General features: G+C 37.9%; 21 protein-coding genes and 1 riboswitch. Of the genes, 2 read left to right on the top strand and 19 right to left on the bottom strand.

All coding sequences use genetic code 11. From position 1 onward, the window contains the following. Window positions 1-32 precede the first annotated feature (32 nt). The 19 genes from ACLJX0_RS06510 to ACLJX0_RS06420 all read right to left on the bottom strand — a co-directional run bounded on the left by ACLJX0_RS06510 (window position 33) and on the right by ACLJX0_RS06420 (window position 19,849). Window positions 33-830, bottom strand: coding sequence for an ABC transporter substrate-binding protein (locus tag ACLJX0_RS06510; RefSeq protein ID WP_410879315.1), 798 nt, complete (start codon window positions 828-830; stop codon window positions 33-35). Then, entirely contained in the window at window positions 824-1,648 is an 825-nt protein-coding gene (pyrF, locus tag ACLJX0_RS06505) for an orotidine-5'-phosphate decarboxylase (RefSeq protein WP_410879314.1), read from the bottom strand. Before pyrF ends, ACLJX0_RS06510 begins: the two co-directional genes overlap by 7 nt. A 63-nt stretch (window positions 1,649-1,711) precedes the next feature. Further along, entirely contained in the window at window positions 1,712-2,785 is a 1,074-nt protein-coding gene (gene prfA, locus ACLJX0_RS06500; protein WP_410879313.1) for a peptide chain release factor 1, read from the bottom strand. Between the two features lie 94 nt (window positions 2,786-2,879). Continuing rightward, window positions 2,880-3,485: a YceI family protein gene (locus ACLJX0_RS06495; protein WP_410879312.1), complete on the bottom strand. Its 606-nt coding sequence runs from the start codon at window positions 3,483-3,485 to the stop codon at window positions 2,880-2,882. A gap of 191 nt (window positions 3,486-3,676) precedes the next feature. After that, window positions 3,677-4,252: a hypothetical protein gene (locus ACLJX0_RS06490; protein ID WP_410879311.1), complete on the bottom strand. Its 576-nt coding sequence runs from the start codon at window positions 4,250-4,252 to the stop codon at window positions 3,677-3,679. Then, window positions 4,215-4,790 (bottom strand): hypothetical protein, encoded by a 576-nt coding sequence (locus ACLJX0_RS06485; RefSeq protein ID WP_410879310.1) that lies wholly within the window; start codon window positions 4,788-4,790, stop codon window positions 4,215-4,217. Before ACLJX0_RS06485 ends, ACLJX0_RS06490 begins: the two co-directional genes overlap by 38 nt. A gap of 74 nt (window positions 4,791-4,864) precedes the next feature. Beyond that, entirely contained in the window at window positions 4,865-6,337 is a 1,473-nt protein-coding gene (locus ACLJX0_RS06480) for an aminoacyl-histidine dipeptidase (protein WP_410879309.1), read from the bottom strand. A 142-nt stretch (window positions 6,338-6,479) separates the two neighbouring features. Then, the gene (locus tag ACLJX0_RS06475; protein ID WP_410879308.1) at window positions 6,480-7,322 is read right to left on the bottom strand and encodes an EamA family transporter; all 843 of its coding nucleotides are present in this window, start codon (window positions 7,320-7,322) and stop codon (window positions 6,480-6,482) included. A 125-nt stretch (window positions 7,323-7,447) separates the two neighbouring features. Continuing rightward, complete coding sequence (locus ACLJX0_RS06470) at window positions 7,448-8,473, bottom strand: hypothetical protein (protein WP_410879307.1); 1,026 nt, start codon at window positions 8,471-8,473, stop codon at window positions 7,448-7,450. Next, a complete protein-coding gene (pnuC, locus tag ACLJX0_RS06465) occupies window positions 8,460-9,056 on the bottom strand; it encodes a nicotinamide riboside transporter PnuC (RefSeq protein ID WP_410879306.1) in 597 nt (198 codons plus the stop codon). Before pnuC ends, ACLJX0_RS06470 begins: the two co-directional genes overlap by 14 nt. Before the next feature lie 23 nt (window positions 9,057-9,079). Then, window positions 9,080-9,189, bottom strand: a riboswitch (TPP riboswitch). A 105-nt stretch (window positions 9,190-9,294) separates the two neighbouring features. Beyond that, on the bottom strand, window positions 9,295-10,665 hold the full coding sequence (locus ACLJX0_RS06460) for an MFS transporter (protein WP_410879305.1): 1,371 nt from the start codon (window positions 10,663-10,665) through the stop codon (window positions 9,295-9,297). A 525-nt stretch (window positions 10,666-11,190) separates the two neighbouring features. Next, window positions 11,191-11,979 carry an RDD family protein gene (locus ACLJX0_RS06455; RefSeq protein WP_410879304.1) on the bottom strand — a complete coding sequence of 263 codons (789 nt, stop codon included), beginning with the start codon at window positions 11,977-11,979 and terminating at the stop codon, window positions 11,191-11,193. A gap of 8 nt (window positions 11,980-11,987) precedes the next feature. Next, a complete protein-coding gene (locus ACLJX0_RS06450; RefSeq protein WP_410879303.1) occupies window positions 11,988-12,461 on the bottom strand; it encodes a hypothetical protein in 474 nt (157 codons plus the stop codon). Next, window positions 12,458-13,984: an RHS repeat domain-containing protein gene (locus tag ACLJX0_RS06445; protein ID WP_410879302.1), complete on the bottom strand. Its 1,527-nt coding sequence runs from the start codon at window positions 13,982-13,984 to the stop codon at window positions 12,458-12,460. Before ACLJX0_RS06445 ends, ACLJX0_RS06450 begins: the two co-directional genes overlap by 4 nt. After that, entirely contained in the window at window positions 13,981-14,649 is a 669-nt protein-coding gene (locus ACLJX0_RS06440) for a hypothetical protein (RefSeq protein ID WP_410879301.1), read from the bottom strand. The genes ACLJX0_RS06445 and ACLJX0_RS06440 overlap by 4 nt, the downstream gene beginning before the upstream one ends. 332 nt (window positions 14,650-14,981) lie before the next feature. Continuing rightward, window positions 14,982-15,743 (bottom strand): ABC transporter ATP-binding protein, encoded by a 762-nt coding sequence (locus tag ACLJX0_RS06435; RefSeq protein WP_410879300.1) that lies wholly within the window; start codon window positions 15,741-15,743, stop codon window positions 14,982-14,984. Next, entirely contained in the window at window positions 15,743-16,789 is a 1,047-nt protein-coding gene (locus ACLJX0_RS06430; RefSeq protein WP_410879299.1) for a FecCD family ABC transporter permease, read from the bottom strand. Before ACLJX0_RS06430 ends, ACLJX0_RS06435 begins: the two co-directional genes overlap by 1 nt. 1 nt (window position 16,790) lies before the next feature. Beyond that, on the bottom strand, window positions 16,791-17,681 hold the full coding sequence (locus ACLJX0_RS06425; RefSeq protein ID WP_410879298.1) for an ABC transporter substrate-binding protein: 891 nt from the start codon (window positions 17,679-17,681) through the stop codon (window positions 16,791-16,793). 2 nt (window positions 17,682-17,683) lie between these two features. Beyond that, entirely contained in the window at window positions 17,684-19,849 is a 2,166-nt protein-coding gene (locus tag ACLJX0_RS06420) for a TonB-dependent siderophore receptor (protein WP_410879297.1), read from the bottom strand. A 194-nt stretch (window positions 19,850-20,043) separates the two neighbouring features. On the opposite strand from ACLJX0_RS06420, the gene ACLJX0_RS06415 reads away from it, so the two are divergent. After that, a complete protein-coding gene (locus tag ACLJX0_RS06415) occupies window positions 20,044-20,943 on the top strand; it encodes a helix-turn-helix transcriptional regulator (RefSeq protein ID WP_410879296.1) in 900 nt (299 codons plus the stop codon). Window positions 20,944-21,029: 86 nt separating this feature from the next. Then, complete coding sequence (locus tag ACLJX0_RS06410) at window positions 21,030-21,623, top strand: TetR/AcrR family transcriptional regulator (RefSeq protein WP_410879295.1); 594 nt, start codon at window positions 21,030-21,032, stop codon at window positions 21,621-21,623. The last annotated feature ends 87 nt before the right edge of the window (window positions 21,624-21,710 follow it).

Below are 21,710 nucleotides of genomic sequence, written 5' to 3'. Positions count from 1 at the left end.
AAAACCCACCGTTAGGGGTGGGTTTTCTTATGCTATAATCGATTGTGTATCTGCTTAAAATAATCAAAAGCCTTACAAACGCGAGTTCCGTACCAGCTGAACATCTCTCCTTCGACAAAAATGGTTTTACCATGATGAGTAAAACGCCCTATTTCGAAGGCATCTTCTTCTTGAAAGGCATACGGCAAGGTTGGAAGGAACACTAATTCCGGATCGCCTTGTATGCGAATTTTGCGAATTTCTACTTCAGGATACGGCTCTATACGAGTTGCGTATACATTCTCAAACTTATTTAATGCAAGTAATTCTTGAATAAACGTACCTTCACCTGCTACGACAAAAGGATCTTTACCAACAAAATAAGCCACTTTAAAGCTTGGTTTATCGCTAACAAAGTCCATCAGGTCTCTTTGTCCAAATTGAATTTTATCGATCCATTTACGCGCCTCTGTACGCTTGTTAAACAATTGACCAAACAGCTCAATCAACTGAATGTTGTGATCCATCGTGCGAACATCCACCAGCCATACTGAACTAACCGCGCGTAAACGCTCTATCGTTTCGAGTGAATTCTCCCGTGGACACGCTATAATAATATCGGGGAGTAACAGTTTAAGTTGTTCTACATCTATTGCTTGAGGCTCTCCTAGCGTTTCTTTCGTTACGCGCAAGTGATACGGATGCATACAAGCGGAAGTAATACCCACAAGCTGATCCTCTAATCCTAAATCAAATAATGTTTCCGTAACGGCAGGTACTAGAGACACAATGCGCGTAGGCGATTGTTCAAAATGGTGCTCACGCCCCAACTGATCTTTTACTACTAACATAGTCTATCGTTTAAAATAGCCTCCATTTCCTGCTGCATTTTCTTTGCTTCTACTCTTGCTTTTTCAGCAAAATCTACTTGATTGGAAGCATATATAATTCCACGAGAAGAGTTGATTAACAAGCCTACATTTTCAGCTAGACCATATTGACAAACCTCTTGTAAACTTCCACCTTGTGCGCCAACACCGGGAACTAATAAGAAACTCCTAGGTGCTACTTCGCGAATATCTTTGAAATATTCTACTTTTGTTGCCCCCACTACATACATCAAGTTCTCTGCATTTTTATACCCTTGTGAAGTTTGAATCACCTTTTTATACAGCGGTTCTCCATCAATCAGTTGCGTCTGAAAATCGAAAGCACCTTCATTCGAGGTCAAGGCTAATAAAATGGTGTGCTTATTTTCAAAAGCTAAGAAAGGCTCAACAGAGTCTTTTCCCATATAAGGAGCGACGGTCACGCTGTCAAAGGCCATATCCTCAAAAAAAGCTTTCGCATACATGGAAGCGGTATTGCCAATATCTCCACGTTTTGCATCGGCAATCGTATAGAGTTCAGGGTAGTTTTCTTTGATATAGGCGATGGTCTTTTTTAGAGATTCCCATCCTTTTAATCCATAGGCCTCAAAAAAAGCAATATTGGGTTTATAAGCAACAGCCAAATCATGCGTGGCATCAATAATTGCTTTATTAAAGCTAAAAATTGGGTCTTCTTCCTCGAGTAAAAAAGAAGGGATTTTCTGTAAATCAACATCTAAACCGACACATAAAAACGATTTCTTCTGTTGAATTTGCTCCAGTAACTGTTGTGTTGTCATGCTTTAGTACTTTTAAAAAAAACCACACTAAAAAGTGTGGTTTCTTTGGTATGATTGCGTTTATTAATAAACGTCGCTTTCTTTTAATTTTTCCGTATTACTTACTAATTGTAATTCCTCGACAATTTTCTGAATACCGCCATTCATCACCCCATCCAAATCGTATAACGTCAATCCAATACGGTGATCTGTAACACGTCCTTGCGGGTAGTTATACGTTCTAATTTTAGCTGAACGGTCACCACTACTTACTTGAGAGTTACGCTTCTTCGCATCTTCTTCTTGTTTCTTCGCCAACTCCATTTCGTATAAACGAGAACGCAATACAGACAATGCTTTGTCTTTATTTTTGTGCTGTGATTTTTCATCCTGACACTGCGCCACTAATCCTGTAGGAATATGCGTCATACGCACCGCTGATTTAGTTGTATTTACGGACTGCCCTCCAGGTCCTGATGAACAGAATAAGTCAATACGAACATCATTCATATCAATGTGTACGTCAAATTCTTCCGCTTCTGGCAAAACCATTACGGTTGCAGCTGATGTATGCACACGACCTTGTGTTTCCGTTTGAGGCACACGTTGTACACGGTGCACCCCTGCTTCAAATTTCAACGTTCCGTATACATCTTCTCCACTAACTTCAAAAATAATCTCTTTGTATCCTCCAGAAGTTCCTTCGTTCACATCCACAATAGAAGTTCTCCAGCCTCTAGACTCGCAATACTTCGTGTACATTCTGAACAAATCTCCAGCAAAGATACTCGCCTCGTCTCCACCTGTTCCTGCGCGTACTTCAACCATTACGTTTTTAGCGTCTTCCGGATCTTTCGGAATTAAAAGAAATTTAATTTCCTCTTCTAGTTCAGGTAAGCGATCTTTCGCCTCTTCTAGTTGCATTTTAGCCATATCCACCATTTCAGCATCACTTCCGTCTGCTAAGATTTCATTGGCTTCTGCTATATTTCCTGTAAGATTTAAGTATTCAGCACGTTTTTCAACTAACTGCTTTAAATCTTTATATTCTTTGTTTAACTGAACATATCGTTTTTGATCCGCAATCACATCGGGTTGAATAATCAAATCCGAGATTTCGTCAAAACGCTGTTTTATAATTTGTAATCGATCTATCATATCTTGAAAAGCGATAATTTAATTGGAATGCAAAGGTAAAAAAAAAGAGGAATATATCCACATATTCCTCTTGATTTCGTATCTTTTATTGGTTTTATTTTTTAATTTCAACCGCAATCTCTACATCCGACCATGTTTTTCCTTCATGTAAGGCATTACAAGCTTCGTGTAAAGCATTGAACGCATCTTTTGCTGTGAAATCCGCTAGAATATCAATCGCACCATTTAATTTCACACCTGCTTCTGTTTCTTCATAGGTAAACTCTTTTTCTTTAGTAATCCCATTTAATGTTAGGTTCACTAAAACTTTACCCTCTTTGAACTCACCAAAGAAACCGTTGATGTTTCCAACTAATTTACTAAAGAAGTTTAAACGCAACGTTTCATCACGTGCTGGATCTCCTGTACTAGCTGAACTTGTAACAATTGAAAACTGTGCACCTTTCAATCCTTCTGCTAATGTCGCTGCTTCTTGATTTACTTCCGATAATTTTACTTGATCAAAAGTCCCTTTTACGCCTACTTTTGCAGGTGTTTTGAACGCAGTCCACTCAATCGCATACGTCAACTCTTTTTGTTGAGGCGTTTCTGTTGTCTGTTCTACGCCTTGTTCAGGTGTCGTAGTATCGGTTGATTTTTTATCTCCACATGAAATAGCCACTAAACTAACAAGAGCTAGTGCTAAGATTGATTTTTTCATACTGTTTTTGAGTTTTATTTCTTAAAGCAACTAATGTACAAAAAGCAATTTACAATTCACCTTGCTTAAAAATTAAAATTTCCTTAAAATATTTAAGAGTATACATCCTGTCTCTAGCGAATTTAAAGCTTGGTCATATTGGCTTGATATAAACAACTTCTTCTGATAAATGAAGCTTTTTAATGGTCATTTCATCGGATAAAAAAGGTTGTAGATTCTTGTAAAGGCGTTGCTGCTTCATAATCTGCTTTTGTAAAAACAAAGTGTTCCTTTCTGCGGTTATAGAAGCTCCTGTTCAACAAATTGCGATCATTACAACTGGTTTTTTCTTCAAAGATGGTCTTGCACTCTCCTTTGTCATTTTGATAGGTTTCAATCCAAGTTGTACTTTTTTCCTCGTTGTAAATCACCTCTAAAGTATTGAATGCCATATCCCTATAATCCTCTCTGCTGATATTATCAAAAAAATCCGCAAAGGAATACTCGGGAGCATCAACAGATACTGTTCGTTGTTCGCCAGGCGCAAACGAGATATAGCGAATATTTTGTATGCTTTGATCCGTGCGCTTCATCTGGGTATATAGCTTAAACGTAATAGGTACGCCGCTTTGATTCTCTATGGTATATTCCTGTAGGGTGTAGTCGTCTTCGCAACTACTCCCTAGACAAGCCAATCCCAAAGCGAAAAAAAGTGTTTTTGCTGTTTTTATTTTCATCTTAAATCCTGTATTAATCGCAATCACCTGCACAGTCTTGGGCCTGCTCATAGTCCTCTTTGGTTATCGTATAGTGTTCTTCTTTATTGCGATACAGGAAGGTATTCAATAAATTTCGTTGATCACAGGGAACAATCTCACCATAGTCATTCTTGCATAGTTGATTGGTCACACTCTCATAACTTTGATGCTGATACTGTTGTTTTTTCTGGTTGGCATAAATAATATCTAAGGTGTTAATCGTATTCGTTCCAGTACTGAGCATTTCCCTGTAATCATAGCTAGGAACAGGGCCTTTTTCTACATTGACATTTTCCCATTTTTCTCCTTGAGCTAAGGTTTTATACCGTATAAAAAAGATACTTCCATCCTTTTTCATCAAATAGGATTTGAGTACCACATCCACACCGCTTTGATTTTCTATTGTATAGCGATACGTAGTCTTTTCGGTCTCACAGCTAATGAAAGCCAGACTTAAAAGAAGAAGTGCAAAGAGAAAACCAGTCCATTTGCGCATAAAAGGTTGTGTTAGTCGGTTCATTCCATCGGTGAATTTAGGAGATAAATGTAAGTAAAATTCATTAATCACTTTAACTTAATTTTATAAAAAAAAGCACCAAACTTTCGTTTGATGCTTTTTTTAGTTTCACTGTATGGTACGTCCTAGTTTTTTACTGGGATTTGTTTCAAAATTTCTAACACAAAGTTCCAGAATTTCTGAAGGGATTCAATATTTGCACGCTCTGCAGGAGAGTGTGCTCCTTTGATGGTTGGACCAAAAGAAATCATATCCATTTCTGGGTAATGCGTTCCTAAGATTCCACATTCCAATCCGGCGTGACAAGCCACTACGTTCGGCTTTTCTCCGTGTTGTTTGTCGTAAATATCAACCAAAACATCTAGGATTTCCGAATTTGGATTTGGACTCCATCCTGGATATGATCCAGAGAATTCCACTTCACACCCCATAAGCTCGAATGCTGCACGCAACCCGTTCGCCACATCCATTTTAGAAGATTCAACCGAAGAACGCGTTAAACATTTTACAGTTAATTGTCCGTTTCCTACTTCTACTTTGGCGATATTGTTAGATGCTTCTACTAAATCGTCAAAATCAGGACTCATGCGGAATACCCCATTATGAGCGGTATACATCGAACGCACAAAGAAATACTGTGCCATCGATGGCATCACTTTTTTCGGCGTTTCTGCCTCGTCCAATTTATCAAAAATAACTTCAAATTCGGGATCAACCGTATGTAATTCAGCCTTGATATCTTCTACAATTTGCGTCATATCATACACAAAAGCCTCATCGTACATTTCTGCAATAATAACCGTTGCTACACTCTCACGTGGAATTGCATTGCGCAAACTTCCTCCTTTGATGGTTGCAATTTGTAAGCCAAAATTATCAAAAGAATCAAACAACAAACGGTTCATAATTTTATTGGCATTCCCTAATCCTTTGTGAATGTCCATTCCCGAATGTCCTCCGTTTAATCCTTTAATTGTAATGCGGTATCCCACTGAATTTTCTGGCGTATCTTCTTCGTCATATTCAGCTGAAGCCGTTACGTCAATTCCTCCAGCACATCCAATATCAATTTCATCGTCCTCTTCCGTATCTAAGTTTAAGAGAATTTCACCTTCAAGTAAGCCTCCTTTTAATCCTTTTGCACCTGTCATTCCCGTTTCTTCATCAATGGTAAAGAGCGCTTCAATAGCAGGGTGTGGAATCGAATCACTTTCTAGGATAGCCATAATCGTCGCTACTCCTAGTCCGTTATCTGCTCCTAAAGTTGTTCCTTTCGCGCGTACCCATCCATCTTCCACATACATTTCGATTCCCTGTGTATCGAAATCAAAATTTGTATCGTTATTTTTTTGGTGAACCATATCCAAGTGTGACTGCATCACAATAGTCTTTCTGTTCTCCATGCCCGCCGTGGCTGGTTTTTTTATAATTACGTTTCCTACTTCATCTTGGATTGTCTCTAATCCTAATGATTTTCCAAAGTCTACCATAAAGGCAATTACGCGTTCTTCTTTTTTAGAAGGACGAGGCACTGCATTTAAATCAGCAAACTTATTCCATACTTGTTTAGGTTCTAAGTTTCTTATTTCTTGGTTCATAATTTCAATCTAGATTCTTATTATTCCTTGTCCCTCAAAGGTAAACTATTCTCTTTAAAAATGGGACACTAACTTCTATTTTGTTATTTGACAGCAGAACTACTTTACTCATTACTTCAATTAAAAAGTTAATCAAGCACCATTAACTAACTTTAGGTGAAGTAATTGTAGTTCCTATACTTGCAAAAACTACACAACCTACAGATAGCCATTGTACTACGCTTAGGGCTTCCCCTAAGAATAACAAACCACTTAAAGCGGCAAAGGCTGGATGTAAACTGGTTAAAATACTAAAGCTCTTTGCGGGTATGCGCTTCATGGCTACGAGATCTAAGGTAAAGGGCAAGGAGCTCGATAAAATAGCAACAGCCAATCCCAAGAAGAAATAATTTAGGGTTAGATTCATCAATCCTCCAGAGGCGATTCCCACAGGCACAATAATCATGGCAGCAAATAAGGTTCCAATAGAAACAGCAGTACGTCCATCGATTAGTTTGGTAACTTTACTACCCATCACGATGTAACCGACCCAAAACATACCTGCTGTAAACGCCATAGCTAATCCGATTAGATCTACGTTATTACTCTTCCAAGGTACGATCAACAAAATGCCAATGCAAGCGAGCAAAGCCCATAGCACATCGAGTATTTTTCGGGATAAGAACAGCGCTAAGAGCAACGGACCGACGAATTCTACAGTCACCCCCAATCCCAAAGGTACACGCTCAATAGCGAAATAGAAGAGTAAATTCATTCCTCCAATACTCACGCCATAACCCAAACAGCAAAGCCACTGTTGTTTATTCAAGGCCTTAAAATTCGGTCGATTAATAATTAGTAATAAGATGGCAGATAAACCAATGCGCAAGGAGCTTGCCCCTGCTGGTCCCAAGACTGGAAACAGCTTTTTTGCTAAAGACGCTCCTCCTTGTACACACATAATAGAGGTTAAAGCGGCTGAAATAGCAGTTCTTTTTTCACTCATTTCAAACAGTTAAAAAAAATAAACTTTACCCCTGCTTGGGATAAAGTTCATTCTAGCTGCAAAAATACAGCTTCAGAAGAAGTATCACAATGGAATTCTCCTTTTTATTTTAGAAGCAAAGCGAATTACATGCGCTGCTCCTTTAATTCTGCTCTAAAATTGACGTGTTGCGTAGCGGTAAAGAAATCACAAAACACCTGGTGTATGGGTTGGTCTATCTGTGTGGCCTTAATCCCCAATTGTACATATACTTGGGTAATTTGAGGAATGAGTTGTTCCAATACGCATTCTCCATAGTAGTGAATTTCCTCTTCTAATGTCGTGGATATGGGAATATTGTGCTCCAATAATCCTTCTAATTGAATCGCATATGTTAAGATTCCTTCTAATGCAATTTTGATTCCTTTTTGATGGGTATGTAAACGGTTATGGTCTAAAAAATTACTTGCTTCATCCATAAAATGGGCCGCCATTCCTAAATAGTTAACCAATAGCGTTAAATCGGCAAAAAGGCGAAAGGGAATCTTGATGATGGCATCCTCTGTATAAAATGTATCATAAACAAAGTAGTAATCCGCAGGAATAACGGCCTGTTTTACTTCAAAGGAAAATGTTCCAGTTGCTTTCATTCCCATGGATTTCCAATTGGGAATGATGGTCACTTGATCTTTGGGAATAATAAACGAGCGAATAACTGCTGTTCCATCTGCTTCCAAGACGGGCTTTCCTTGTTTAAATACCTGGGCGTTTAGGGTGAAATGGCTCAAATAAGGCGCTCCAGTAGCATAATGCCAAAGTCCATTCACAAGATAGGTTCCATCTGCTTGTTCATCTGCCGTTCCGCCAACCATACCACTCCCACCAAAACAGGTGTATTCACTAGCAAATAGCTTTTTAGCTGTTTCTGGTTGTATATTTCGCGCAAAATAATTGGCTCCAGCACAAAGTGTCAACATCCACCCTAAACTCCCATCTATTTTAGCCCAATCATACAAATGGAGCAAGCCTGTTCTAAAATCACAGCCCAAACCACCATAGTTTTGAGGTACCCATATTTGTAACCAGCGTTGCTTGTAAATATGTGTAATCACTTCGTCTGATATTGCCGTTGCACCTTGCATAGCAGTTCTCAGTTCATTAGCATTCAACATAATTTTCTTCTTTTAACATTTGACTCCATTTGATATATCCCAATACAGCCACAATAAACAGAAATACTGTTAATCCTGCATAGAGATAGAGGTTTTTGTGCACCATCAAAGGTACAGCAATAAAGTTACTGATATTTAATAAAATCCAATTCTCTACCTTGCGTTTAGCCATCAACCACATTCCTGCCCAAGCAAAAGCGGAAACAATCGCATCCCAAATAGGCACATCTGAATCCGTATAATGGGTTAGGAAAAACCAGAATATCCCAAACGTAAAACTAACAATTCCTATAACAATGAGCTTCTCCTGCCCTGTTGTAGTGGAAATCTTGGTTTCTTCTTTTTGCTTACCGTATTTCCAATAGAGCCATCCATAAATACTCATTCCTAAATAGTAAAGATTGAGTGTAAATTCACCATAGAGTTTGGAAACAAACATGACATAAAGCGTCAAAGCAATACCAGCAATACCAAAAAGATAGTTGTTGGGATTATTTCTCCAAGCCAGTACGACTTGAATCATAGAAAAAAGAACGCCAAACCATTGGGTTCCCGTTGTTTGTTGTAAAATGTCCTGCATCATATTCACTTAAATTAAGTACATGATGAGATGATAGTTTGATTATCCCTACGCTAGTATTACCTAGATCAGGTGTGGAATGACTTCCAGGGTATCATCTCAGCCGCAATTGCTCGCAGCACCCCTTTCAAGGCACAAAGGTGGTCTTTTTTTTTGACACTAAAAAACACAAAGGCTTAAGCTTTTTCAATCAAAAGATAAGTTTCTGTTAATCAAATCTCTATTTCCTGAATCACAGGACTCATTCTAAAGACTTCACTAACTTTCGGCTTAAGAACAACGCTATGATGAGAAGTACACATAAAATAATCAATACGGCTGCAAATGCCAAGGTATAATTTTCCACCGTTGCTATAGCAAAAAATATGCTTCCAATAGCCGCTACGCCAAAAGCTGAGCCAATTTGCAGTCCACAGTTAATCACACCCGAAGCCAATCCAGCAAAAGCCGTTGGAATCTGACTTAAACTCAATCGCACGACAGCTGCTAAAGTGAGTCCCATTCCACTGCCAATGACAAACAAATCGAGCTTAAATAGCAACGGATGAAAATGATAGAGCGTCCACAACAATAAGGCAAATCCCAAGCAGTAAACCAGAAGTCCAAAGGATAAAATATGTTGTTTTAGGTATTTACTCAATACAGAAGAGCTCAACGACATTAAAATAAAACCAACACCAAAGGGAATAATAGCCTTCCCCGCTTCCATACTCGTCCAATGTAATTCTTTTTGTAAGTAAATACCAAAAACCAAGTAAAACACCCCACTAGCATAGTAAAGAAAACTAATCATGACGCCTAATTTTAAGTTTTTAAATTGGAAGACATCGAAATCAACGAGCACAGACTGTGCTTGTTTTTTGCGTTTTTTTTCCACCTGTACAAATCCATACAAAAAAATAAAGGAGCTCAATAGATACACCAAAGTTTGTATTGTAATTCCATGTTCAATGAGCGTGGTTAATGGATAAATAAAACTCATTAACCCCAAGCTCAAGAGTAAAGTTCCACCATAATCAATCTGTTCTTTTGTTGAAAGCGTTGGTTTAGGCAAGAGTAAGCAAGCTAAAATCAAAGCCAACAATCCAACAGGTAGATTGACCAAAAAGATAATACGCCAACCCAAACCAAAGAGATTCCATTCAATTAATAAGGCTCCTAAATACTGTCCGAGGGCTGCGGCAATCCCAAAGGTAAAGCTGTATAGCGCCATGACCAAGCGTTTTTCTCTCTCGTCAAATAGGGTATGAAGAATGGCTAATACTTGTGGAATCATCACTGCTCCTGATACGCCTTGAAAGATACGCCCTACAATCATTACGGTTGAAGATTGCGCCACTCCACACAGAACAGAAGCGCCAATAAATCCCGTTAATCCAATCAGAAATATCGTCTTTCTTCCATATAAATCACCCAATCGCCCACCTGAAATCTGAAATACCGCATAGGCACAGGTATAAAAAGACACAATCATTTGCAATTCGCTATTACTAGCATCCAACGCTTGTTGTATGGAGGGTAAGGCTAAATTGACGATGTAAAAATCTAAAGGAGAAAGAATGGTGGCCAATAGCAAGATAAAGAGAATGAACCACTTATTTTTAAAAATCATACTTTTCTATTTATTCCTCCTAACAACTTCTTGTTCAGAGGTGGTTTCATGCACAAAAGTCTTCTATTCTAGTGGATTGTAGATAACGGATAAAGAAGTAGGATATACGTAGGAAGGTGTTTTTTGGAGGTTTGCTGGGGGTTTTGTTCTAGTTTGGTTCGGTAAACCTGCCTCCGAGCCTTGTAAAACCGTTGTTTTACCGAAGCGTTCCCGAACAACTCCCAAACAAACCTAAAACCAAACAAACATAACTATTTGATAATGTAGTATTTATATTTTTTAAAGACAGGAAAAATAGTCTTTTTTAACCTTATTTACTCCCTAATTTGGAAGAATTGGACAGCGGGGGTTGTTTTTTTGGTTATGTGTGATATATTAAATGTATCCCTAGATTATCTAGTAGGCAATACGGATATCATAATCGAAAAAGACCTACTAAACAAAACTATAGCTATCCTAAAACTCCCAGACGATAAGAAAAATGTAGTCATGGAGCTGCTTGATTCCTTCCTTAAACAAACTAAATTACAGCGTATTATATAAATACAAAACAGTTCCATCCTCTTTTTGCATTTCAACTAATCGCCATTCACTTTCTGGTTCTTTTTCTAAATAAACTAAAACCTTAACAGTTTGTCTCACACCAATAGCCTTTATTTCTAATAAAGCCTGACCATATCCATTGTTAATACTAATATTTCCAGTAGGAAGCATACCGTAGTTCATGACAGTTCCTATTTCGTTTTTTAGCTGTTCGTTTTTTTCTATTTCTTTTATAGCAGTTTTATAAGCATCTGATTTTTTCATTGTACTTCCAACTATAAAAAACACAAATAAAAAAAATAACATCCCAACACTTATTAACGCCATAATACGTGAAACTTTTGAGGATTTAAGAGGATTCTTTAGCACAACCGTTTTTGCAACTTTATCGCCTAATCTTTTCTTTTGTATATTAATAGCCAATATAATAAACTCTATTGGCCATATAATCAGGAAAAGATTACGTAAAAAAAGTCTACTGAAAGAAGGAACTTCATTAAAGTTCTCTTCATCTCGAACCCTAATTCCCATAATCCATTTACCAATACTCATTCCTTGATAACTATCTTTTGCAAAATAGAAGATAATCCCGGGTACTAGTGCAGAAAGTAGTATTGGTATAATTTGTTCTGTATTATTCCCATTAATTAAACTTTCTCCAAAAAACAGAAATAAAATTGTAACTATTAAAAATGTTATCACAAAGTGATCTATTAAAAAAGCTGCTATTCGCCTCTTTTTACTTGATTTTATAAATTCTAGTGCTGTCATTTCTTTAATTATGTACTTGGTCGAGTATTAAACTCATCTATAACCAAAATAGAAAATAATATTATACAATAAATGTTAACGTCACTCTTGCCATTAAAATCAAATGTAAATGATGACTTGAAAAATTTTAAATCGTTATTAAAATTTCCAAAAAAATTATTATTTACAATGAAATCTCCTTCAAATTTCCATGCTCTTATCTTTTTGTTTAATGAAATAATATCATTTTCCACTTTTAAATATAATTTTCTCTTAAGTTTAAATAAACTAATCTGTTGATGTAATTTTTGACCTATTATCAAGTATTTTTTATTAAATCCAAAGAAATTCTTGATTTCTAGTTCTAATAATTTTACTCCATGGATATCTTCTATATAAAAAATATCCTTAAGGAAGTATTTATAAGTTAAACATCTAAATAACAATTCATTATCAAAGTAAATATCTGTATTTCCATTCAAAGTTATTGCTGTATACATCATTTTCTCGTTTTACCTGTTAAACCTATTTTAAGTGAAACATCGATTCCTATTATGGCTTTAACACCTACACCAAGATCTAGAACATAATTATTAGATCCTGCGGGAGTTCCTACTTTAGCAGCTATTTCCCCACCTCCTAAAGATGTTTTATTCGTTAAATGAGGCATTTTAGCCATCTTTACACTTTTTGCAGGACCTACACCCCATTCGGATTGAAGGTTCCCATGATTAGGATAATAATCTAACAATTGTCCACTAGGTGTCATATCTTTAGTAACATAGTCCAATTTACCCGAAATAGCAATATTTTTAAAATAGGGAACATTTAATGATCCACCAATAAAATTATGTCCTGTTCCATCCCCCCACCTTGCTATAGGTTGATCTGGATTTTGATTACTATATCCTAAACTTCCTATATCCGCAGTAATAGCTCCTGCTTCAATACTCCCGAATGGAACAGTCAAACCCGCTTGCAAACCTATACTAGCTTTTCCTTCAACTTCAAAAACAGGTCTTCCTCCATCTCCCTTAATACTATTATAAATGAAAGACATATTCAATCCTTGATTTCCACTTTCATCTTCATAAGAGGAATGATTTGTATAAAAATATTCTTTACGTTCTTCATTATACATAATATCACTACTACTATCATCTCCATTCCATAATTTATGCCACCATGCTCCAAATTTTGTCTCAAAAAGACCAGTAGGGTCCGTATACATTACTGGATTATTAAGCGAGTAGCGATACGGTGTCCAATTAACTGCTTGTTCCGCCAACGGGTCCACATTCATCCATCGACCCAGTGCAGCATCATAATTCCTTGCACCGTAATCGTATACATTCAATCCTAACTCATCTTGTAACTCTTTAGCATTATACTGATACTTATAGTGCGCGCCAATCGTATTATTCTTCTCGTTGTATCCACTATGCGCCAATCCAAATGGATAGTAATTCGTTTCTTCAATGATCTCACCAACGTCAATCTTGTCGTTTTTATTGGCATCCGAATAGCTTAAACGGACATTACCGAGGTGGTCGCGGTATTGATACACATAGTTTTGTGTTTCTGCATCAAAATACCCCTCTGCGGTAGGAAAGAAACGCAATACCCCATCAACATATTGGAAACCATCCTGATAATCCGTAACAACCGTGGTACTTCCTTGGGTTACTTTTTTCTGTACTTTTTCACCTGTGGCTGTATAAAGGTAGTTAATTTTTCCACTGCTAAAGGCAATTTCCGTCGGTAAATTCAAGTGGTTGTACTTGATTCCCGTTATGCCTTTGTTACGATCTACTTTTAAGTTGCCAAATTCGTCGTAGTCGTAGTGTTTCGCTGCTGTACTGCCTTGCTTAAATCCATCGGTATTGTTGGAGGCATCCACCACCTTTTGGAGTTTATTGCCTTCGTAGCTGTAGGTCAATTGATCTAAATCCAACGCAATAGCTGTATTCACATTACGTCCTTTGCGGTTAAGGGTTAAGATGTTTCCATTTAAATCATAGCTCATTTTTTCATCATACAATCCACACCCAAATCGTTATATGCCCCACCATAGCTCTTTTGCCAAAGTAGGGTTCCTTGGTTATTTAAACGCAAAATCCAGAGATCCATCCCTCCATAATATGGCACTGCCTTATCTCCTGACACAATGGAATTACTATTGGCGAGTACGACATAATCTCCTCCTTTTAAAGCAATCAGTTTAACGATTTCTTCCGTTCCTATTCCACCATAGGTCTTTTGCCATTCGATGGTCTTGGCTGCATTGAGCTTCACCAACCACAAATCTTCCTTGCCTTTGTTCTCTTGTGTTTTATCTCCTGATTTTCCGGAAGTGGACGTGATCCCCAACAAGAATCCACCATCACGCGTATGACAAATACTGTGTAGATAATCATTACCATCGCCACCCAAGCGGTATTGCCATTCTTGGGTACCGTCCTCCTTCATCTTCCACAACCAGGCATCAATATTCCCTCGACGGGCCGCCTGAAGATCACCACCTTTATCAGAAAGGGAACTCCCTGCCAATAAAAATCCATAATCGGCTGTAGGCAACACATCAAATAAATACTCTGCATGCGTACTGCCCAACGTCTGTTCCCAGACAACTTTTTGACTAAACCCTAACGTGGTTGTCAATAGTACAAATAGAAGTACTTGTATTCTCATAGACAAACTATATTTTTATTCTCATCAACTTCTTTCAATTATCCAATACCTTATTTCAAGAACTGCATCAAAAGTTTTCGCAAAAATACTTACTTAAATTAATATTTAGTTAAATAATTATATTTTAACAAGTATAAAAAATATAAATACAAATAAACAAACTAAAAAACATTAAAAGTCAAATAAAAATTAAGAAAATAAAAACAAAACTAAGAGTAAATCAAAAACACAACCCTTTTAGTTCTAAAAAAGCAAAGGGTGCAACTAAGGAAGATAATGGGATATAAGATTACTATGCGTGACAAAAAAGCTCTCCACTGAACCTCATCCAATCAATAGTAACTAAAAAACAATTCCTTTTCTGTTTGAATCACCTTGCAGTCCACGCCGAAAATCACGTGAATTTGCTCTGGGGTTAATACAGCTGCAGGTTTACCTTGGCCATACACTTGGGTATCTTTTAAGGCATAGATATAATCACAAAAATTAGCGATTAAGGATAGATCGTGCATCGTGGCTAAAACGCCAATATTTAAAGATTTGACTAGACGCAATATTTCCAATTGAAAGCGAATATCCAAGTGGTTCGTCGGCTCGTCTAGAATAATCAATTCCGGTTGTTGGGTCAGAGCTCTGGCTAAAAAAATGCGTTGTTTTTCCCCTCCTGATAGCGTAGAAAGCGGTTTATCTTGATAGGCCAACATATCAACCTGTTCCAAACTGCTACGCGCCAATTGATAATCCGTTTCATCAAAGGCTTGCCATCTTGATTTAAAGGGAATTCTCCCCATCAACACTACCTCTAAAACGGTGGTATCAAACATCGTTTCGTTAAATTGACCTACTACCGCAATTTTACGCGCCATCTCTTTTAAGCTATACGTCTTGATGTTAACTCCTTTATAAAACACTTCGCCTTGTTTGGCTTGTAATACCTGATAAATAATTTTTAAGAGCGTAGATTTTCCACAACCATTACATCCTACAATTCCAACAAATTGATTGGGTTTTACTTGGATATTTATTCCGTTTAGAATAGGGCGAGAAGGATAGTGAAAAGAAATACCTTGTACTTCTAGAAGAGGATATTCCATTAAATTTTCTTTTTGTTCATTACTAAAATAACGGCAAATAAAGGGCAACCAATTAAGGCAGTAATAATACCAATAGCGACTTCACTTTGGGGGATGAGGATGCGAGAAAGCCAATCGGCTCCGACTAAGAAGAGCGCGCCTATGACCGCACTGTACAACAAGGTCCAGTGGTGCTTACTCCCCAACAAACTGCGAACGATATGGGGAATTGTCAATCCAACAAAGCCAATAACTCCACAAAAAGCAACCACTAAACTGGTTACTAAGGTAACGAGTAAAATGGAAATAACGCGTTGTACATTGGGGTTTATACCAAGTGTAACTGCAGATTCGTTGCCCATCATCATAGCGTCAAGATCTTTGGTATGCAATAAAAAATAGACCAGTACGCCCACTAAAACAACTGCCACGCAACCGACAGCAGACCAGCTGACTTGTGCCAAGCTTCCCATAGTCCAAAAGGCAACGGCTCTTACCTTCTCGCTATCTTCAGCGATATAGACTAAAGCATTGGATAAGGCGGCACAAAAAGCATTGATAACGGTACCAACCAAAATAAGGTATAAGGTCGATACGCGATTGTTTTTCAAGCTTAAAGCAAAAATTACAACAGTTGCTCCACTTGCTCCTACAAAGGCCATCAGGGGAATACTCAACATGCCCCATAATCCACTTCCTACACCAAGACCTAACACAATAGCAATTGTTGCACCAAGGGATGCACCAGAAGATATACCCAATAAAAAGGGATCCGCTAATGGATTTTGAACGGTTGATTGCATCACGACTCCTCCTATTGACAAGGCAGCGCCAACCAATAGCGCCATTACTACGCGGGGCATGCGCATCGTCCATAAAACCTCTTCTACGATTGCCAAAGAAATGCCCTCTTCCGATTGCATGCCTGCAGAGGATCCCCAAAACATGTGGTAGACATCCGTCAACGTAATGGATAATAATCCAGAAAGCATAGCTGCAAATGCTGCAAATACAACGATTAGAACAAGGATAAAGAGGTAGAAATATTTTTTCTTTGTTTGTTTCATTTTATAATTTGGGATATAGAAAAGTGATTAACTGTCGGTATAGGGCAACGAACTCCAATCCTCCACTAACGGCATTGGAGTAATCTACCGTGGTGATTTGCTTGTTTTTTACGGCATCGAGTTGTTTTAGAACAGGATGCTCCTCAAAATAATGCTGTAAATCAGAGAGACTATTGGCCTGAAAGCTCGATAGGATAATGTAGTCTGGATTGAGATGTACAATATATTCTAACGAAATAGGAATGACCATATTTTCACTGGTTAAAAACTCAACATTAAAATCTTGGAGGAGTGAACCAATCAGGCATTTATCTTGGGTATAACAGTAGTAAATGCCACTAGATCTCACATTAGCAAGAAACAAAATACGCTTGGGTTGCTGCTGCTGGAAGGGAGCAACTGCATTTTTTATCTGTTGCAATTGCTCTACTTCACGTGTTATAAAATGCTCTACTTCTTGTTCTTTTTGAAAAACTCGTCCGAACATTCGCAAATCTTTTAGAAAAACATCCAACGTACGGGTCTGATTAAAATCAAAAACAGCTGTTGTAGTGATTCCTTTTTTCTTCCAAAATTCAGGACTACCACTTCGTTTATCCTTAAAAGCAGATTCCATACCAAACAGTTGGCTAGGGCGTGTGGCAAGTATGGCTTCTATGGAAGGCCATAACGAGGTTAAAATGGGCCAATCCGCAGCAGTTCCTGGTTTTACTTTTTGATCCAAATACCCTACGCCGACTACTTTTTCCTTTCCACCAAAATACTTCACCATTTCTAAGGCTTGTTGACCAAAAATAACCACGCGTTCTTCGGGTTCCTGCGCCCATACTGGTAGAGATAAGCCTAGGAGAAAGAGTCCGAGCAGGTTACAGTAAAACTTGTGTACACGCATACTTAAAAACGATAATTTACACTCAATTTAAGATTGATAGGATCTTCGGGACGCCAGTAATAAAATCCACCTCTTGAATTGTAATAGGCTCCGTTGTATAAATAGCGGTCAAATAGATTATTTACAAGTAAAGAAATTTTTACATCTTCCTTTTTCCAGCTTGCTCCTACATCCACTCGAGTATAATCAGGTAAAGGGTCTCCTCCACCGCCACCAAACGCCCAAGTTTGACGATCTCCCATAAACGTCACGCCAGCCATTAGTGAAAGATTGTGTAAAAATCCTTCTTCAAACGTATAGTCCAACCAAACATTAGCCACGTGCTTAGCATACCCACTAACACGACTTCCCTTTTCAGCTCCTTTTGTTTCCTTGGTTACTTCCGATTCTGTATAGGCATAGTTCGCTACTATATTCAATCCTCTTGCGATCTTTCCCATCAGGTCCATTTCAATCCCTTGTGTTCGAGTTTGTCCGAGTTGTAATACGTAATTTTCTCCTGGATCATTCAAAGGATCTGCTGATAAATGGTTGTTTTTTGTAATGCGATATAAGGATACCGTAGATTGAAATCGCTTGTTAAAAAAGTGGTTCTTTACGCCCAATTCGATATTGTGCCCCGTCAGCGGAGTAACAGCAGAACCGTCTCTTTTTATTCCAGACTGTGGTACAAAAGTTTGGTCATAGAGCGCATATACATTGGTGTTATACCCTACTTTATAATTCAAACCTACTCGAGGGGTAAATTTATGGTCTTCTCTCGTCTCCATATTGGAATTTTCTTTTACGGTAGTATAACGTCCAGCGATAGTCACCAAAAGGGTTTCATCCAAGAAAGCTAATTCATCTTGAATATAGACTCCCGTATAACTTTGCCCTACATCCGCTTGCCCAATACCATGTTGGGCTACGCGTTGTTTTAAGGGCTGAGTGCGATCAAAGGAAGGATAACCGTGCACCGGCTTTTGATATGAATCCTCGTAAATATTAAATGTCCCAAGATCATCATAATCAAACTTTTGACTCCAATCAACGAAATATTGCTTGTGTCCCATGTCCAACCCTCCTAGGATTTTGTGTTTAATAGCCCCTGTTTCTACGCTACCATTAACAAATAGTTGACCTGTTGTTGCGCGATTTTCTGCATCCCATAAATTACTTGTTCGAATAAAATCTCCATGATCGTCGATATGGGTTACCCACATATACTGTCCTTCTTGATTGAACTTAAAATACCCCATTTGAGCGTGTAACGTCCATTGATCGTTTAGTTGCGTTTTCAAATGGACATGAAAGCTATGATCTTCCATGATGGAAGGTTCAAATCCAGGATCCCCAAAAGTTCGCTTACGCGACAATGTGGCAAAGCCTGCTTTTGAAAATAAGTAATCTGCACCAAAATCAGACATTTTTAATCGTTGGTAGGTATATTCTGTGGTAAGCGTGGTTTTATCACTCAGTCGAAACAAAAACGAAGGAGCAAATGCCAAACGCTTGTTAAATTGATAGTCTCGATAGCCATTTCTACTGCTTCCCATCAGATTTAAGCGATAAAAAACACGGTCTGACATTGGCGTTAATTGTCCTTCTATATCCGCCGCTGCACGTACAAAATCAAAACTTCCGTAGTTTACTTCTACTTTTTGAGCTGTTTCTCCTGTTGGTTTTTTCGTAACTACATTGTAAATTCCTGATGGCTCACCGTTGGACATCATAAAACCCGCTGGTCCTTTGACAAATTCGATATGGTCTACAAAACTCATATCTTCTGCCATGGGGCCATAGATAGAGGAAACATTCATTCCATTGCGAAAAGCAGAAGCTCGAGAACCTCGCATATTAATACGCGCATACACATCTCCCCATTCCTCTAAGCGCACTGCCCCACTTACATTTCGAATAACCCCATCGGTTAACGTTGTAATTTGCCGCGCTTCGATTAGTTCGGGCGAAAGCACTTGAATGTTTTGAGGAACATTGGCAATCGCTTGATTTAAACGCAGCGATTCAGAAGCTCTTGTTTGTACAAATGGTTTTTTTTCTAGGGTAATAACCACTTGCTCTAATTGTTGATTTGTTGTAGCTAAACTATCGGAATGCACTTGCGCCCAACTACCTGATGCTGTTAAAAACAATAATAAGGCTATACTTCTTTTATATTTTTTCATGAGGTTGTGTTTTTATTTAAAATCATTTTAAATAGACTGCCGCAAAAGTCTTATTTTCAAACGTGGAACAGACCACGCACAAAGACGAGAAAACAACGTAAGAAGAAGTATTCGAATCAAAAAGGCAGCTATTTTACGCTATCTTATTTAAAATCAATATAAATACGTATTTTTGTAGGCAAAAGTAAAAGTCTATGGAAACAGCACAACATCCAACGAATATGAATATACAGCAACATCACGTAGATGGAGCAGGTTATACGATGGATATCACTGTCATTCAAACCCCTATGGCTCAGATTAAACATGGTTTATATACGGCAGAGGAAGATTTTTATCACGTAGTCAAACCAACCCAAGAATCAATTCTCAGCTGTAGCTGTATACAAGGAAGTAGTTTGACGCTCAATCACGAGAATCTAAACATTGGTGAACAAGGTTCACTTTTATTTCAAGAACAAGCGGAACCTTATGAGCATCTGATGAAAACAGATAAGAGTAAAAAAGGAGAATTTTTAGAAATTGCTGTTCATAAACGTTTTATTACTTCTTTGTTTGAAGAGGAAGGTGATTATCTAGCCGAACTTCTCCAACAGCAATCTTCAAAATTGCACTTTGAACTGAATCTTCCGGCTTTACAGGTATTACAACAACTTATAGACAATCCATATCAAGGTCGATTAGCTACACATTACCTGGATAATAAAGTAGAGGAAATGCACTTGATGCACTACCACAATTGGCGAACAACGAAAGAACAAAAAGGCCCCAAGTTTCACAAAAAAGACGAAGAAGCCCTACACGAAATTAAGCAATTCATTACTGCTCATTATCAAGAAGATTTTACCTTACAGGCATTAGCACACCGCGTAGGGATTAATCAAACCAAACTCAAAACAGGTTTTAAAACCTTGTTTGGCACAACAACATTCAAGTACATTCACGATTTACGCATGCAAAAAGCCTTGGAATTAATTCAAAGCCAAGCCTATACCATCTATGAAATTGCTGAATTTGTAGGGTATAAACACAGCCATCATTTTACTGCAGCGTTTAAAAAGTATTATGGACAATTGCCTACGCAAGTAAAATAGTGTTTGGATATAGTAAAGAAATCAAAACTATTTAATTATACCAATCGGTATTTTTATTACCTTTGTTCCATAGAATGCAGGTAACTATGAGTAAAGCAGCGAAAACTAAACAGTTTATTATAGAAAAAACAGCCCCTTTATTTAACAGTAAAGGGTATGCGGCTACGTCGATTTCGGATCTTACTGCTATTACGGGATTAACGAAAGGCAGTATTTATGGTAATTTCAGCAATAAAGATGAGGTGGTGGTAGAAGCCTTTCTATACAATGTATCTATAGTTAAGCGTGGAATTCATCAGGCACTGAGCCAAGGAAGTACACCCAAGGAAGCGTTGTTGAATTTTGTTGAGTTCTACCGTCAATACTGGGAAAAGCTTGTTACTTCGGGTGGTTGTGCCCTTTTGAATGCTGCTACGGAAGCCGATGATCACCTGCTTTTTCTCAAAGAAAGTGTGCAACACAATTTCAATCTTTGGATTAATCGCTTGGCTGGGGTAATTGAAGAAGGAAAAGTCCAAGGCCTTTTTAAGGAAACGGTTCAGTCTGACGCAATTGCCGCTCTATTTGTTATGTTGATTGAAGGTGGGATTCTCTTATCTCGCTCTATGGGTAACAAAAAGCATTTGGATGTGGCTTTGAATCAAATTGAACACATCATCCATACTGAACTGGAAAAATAAAGCAAAAGTCATCGACTTGCAGTCGAATGACTTTTTTTAAACACAAAAATATACCAATCGGTATTTTATTAATATTAAAAAACAACA

Origin of the sequence: Myroides sp. DW712, assembly GCF_046557355.1 — a bacterium.
GTDB lineage: Bacteria > Bacteroidota > Bacteroidia > Flavobacteriales > Flavobacteriaceae > Flavobacterium.
The sequence above is the reverse complement of the archived record's forward strand: the minus strand, read 5'-3'. Positions and strand labels throughout refer to the sequence as shown.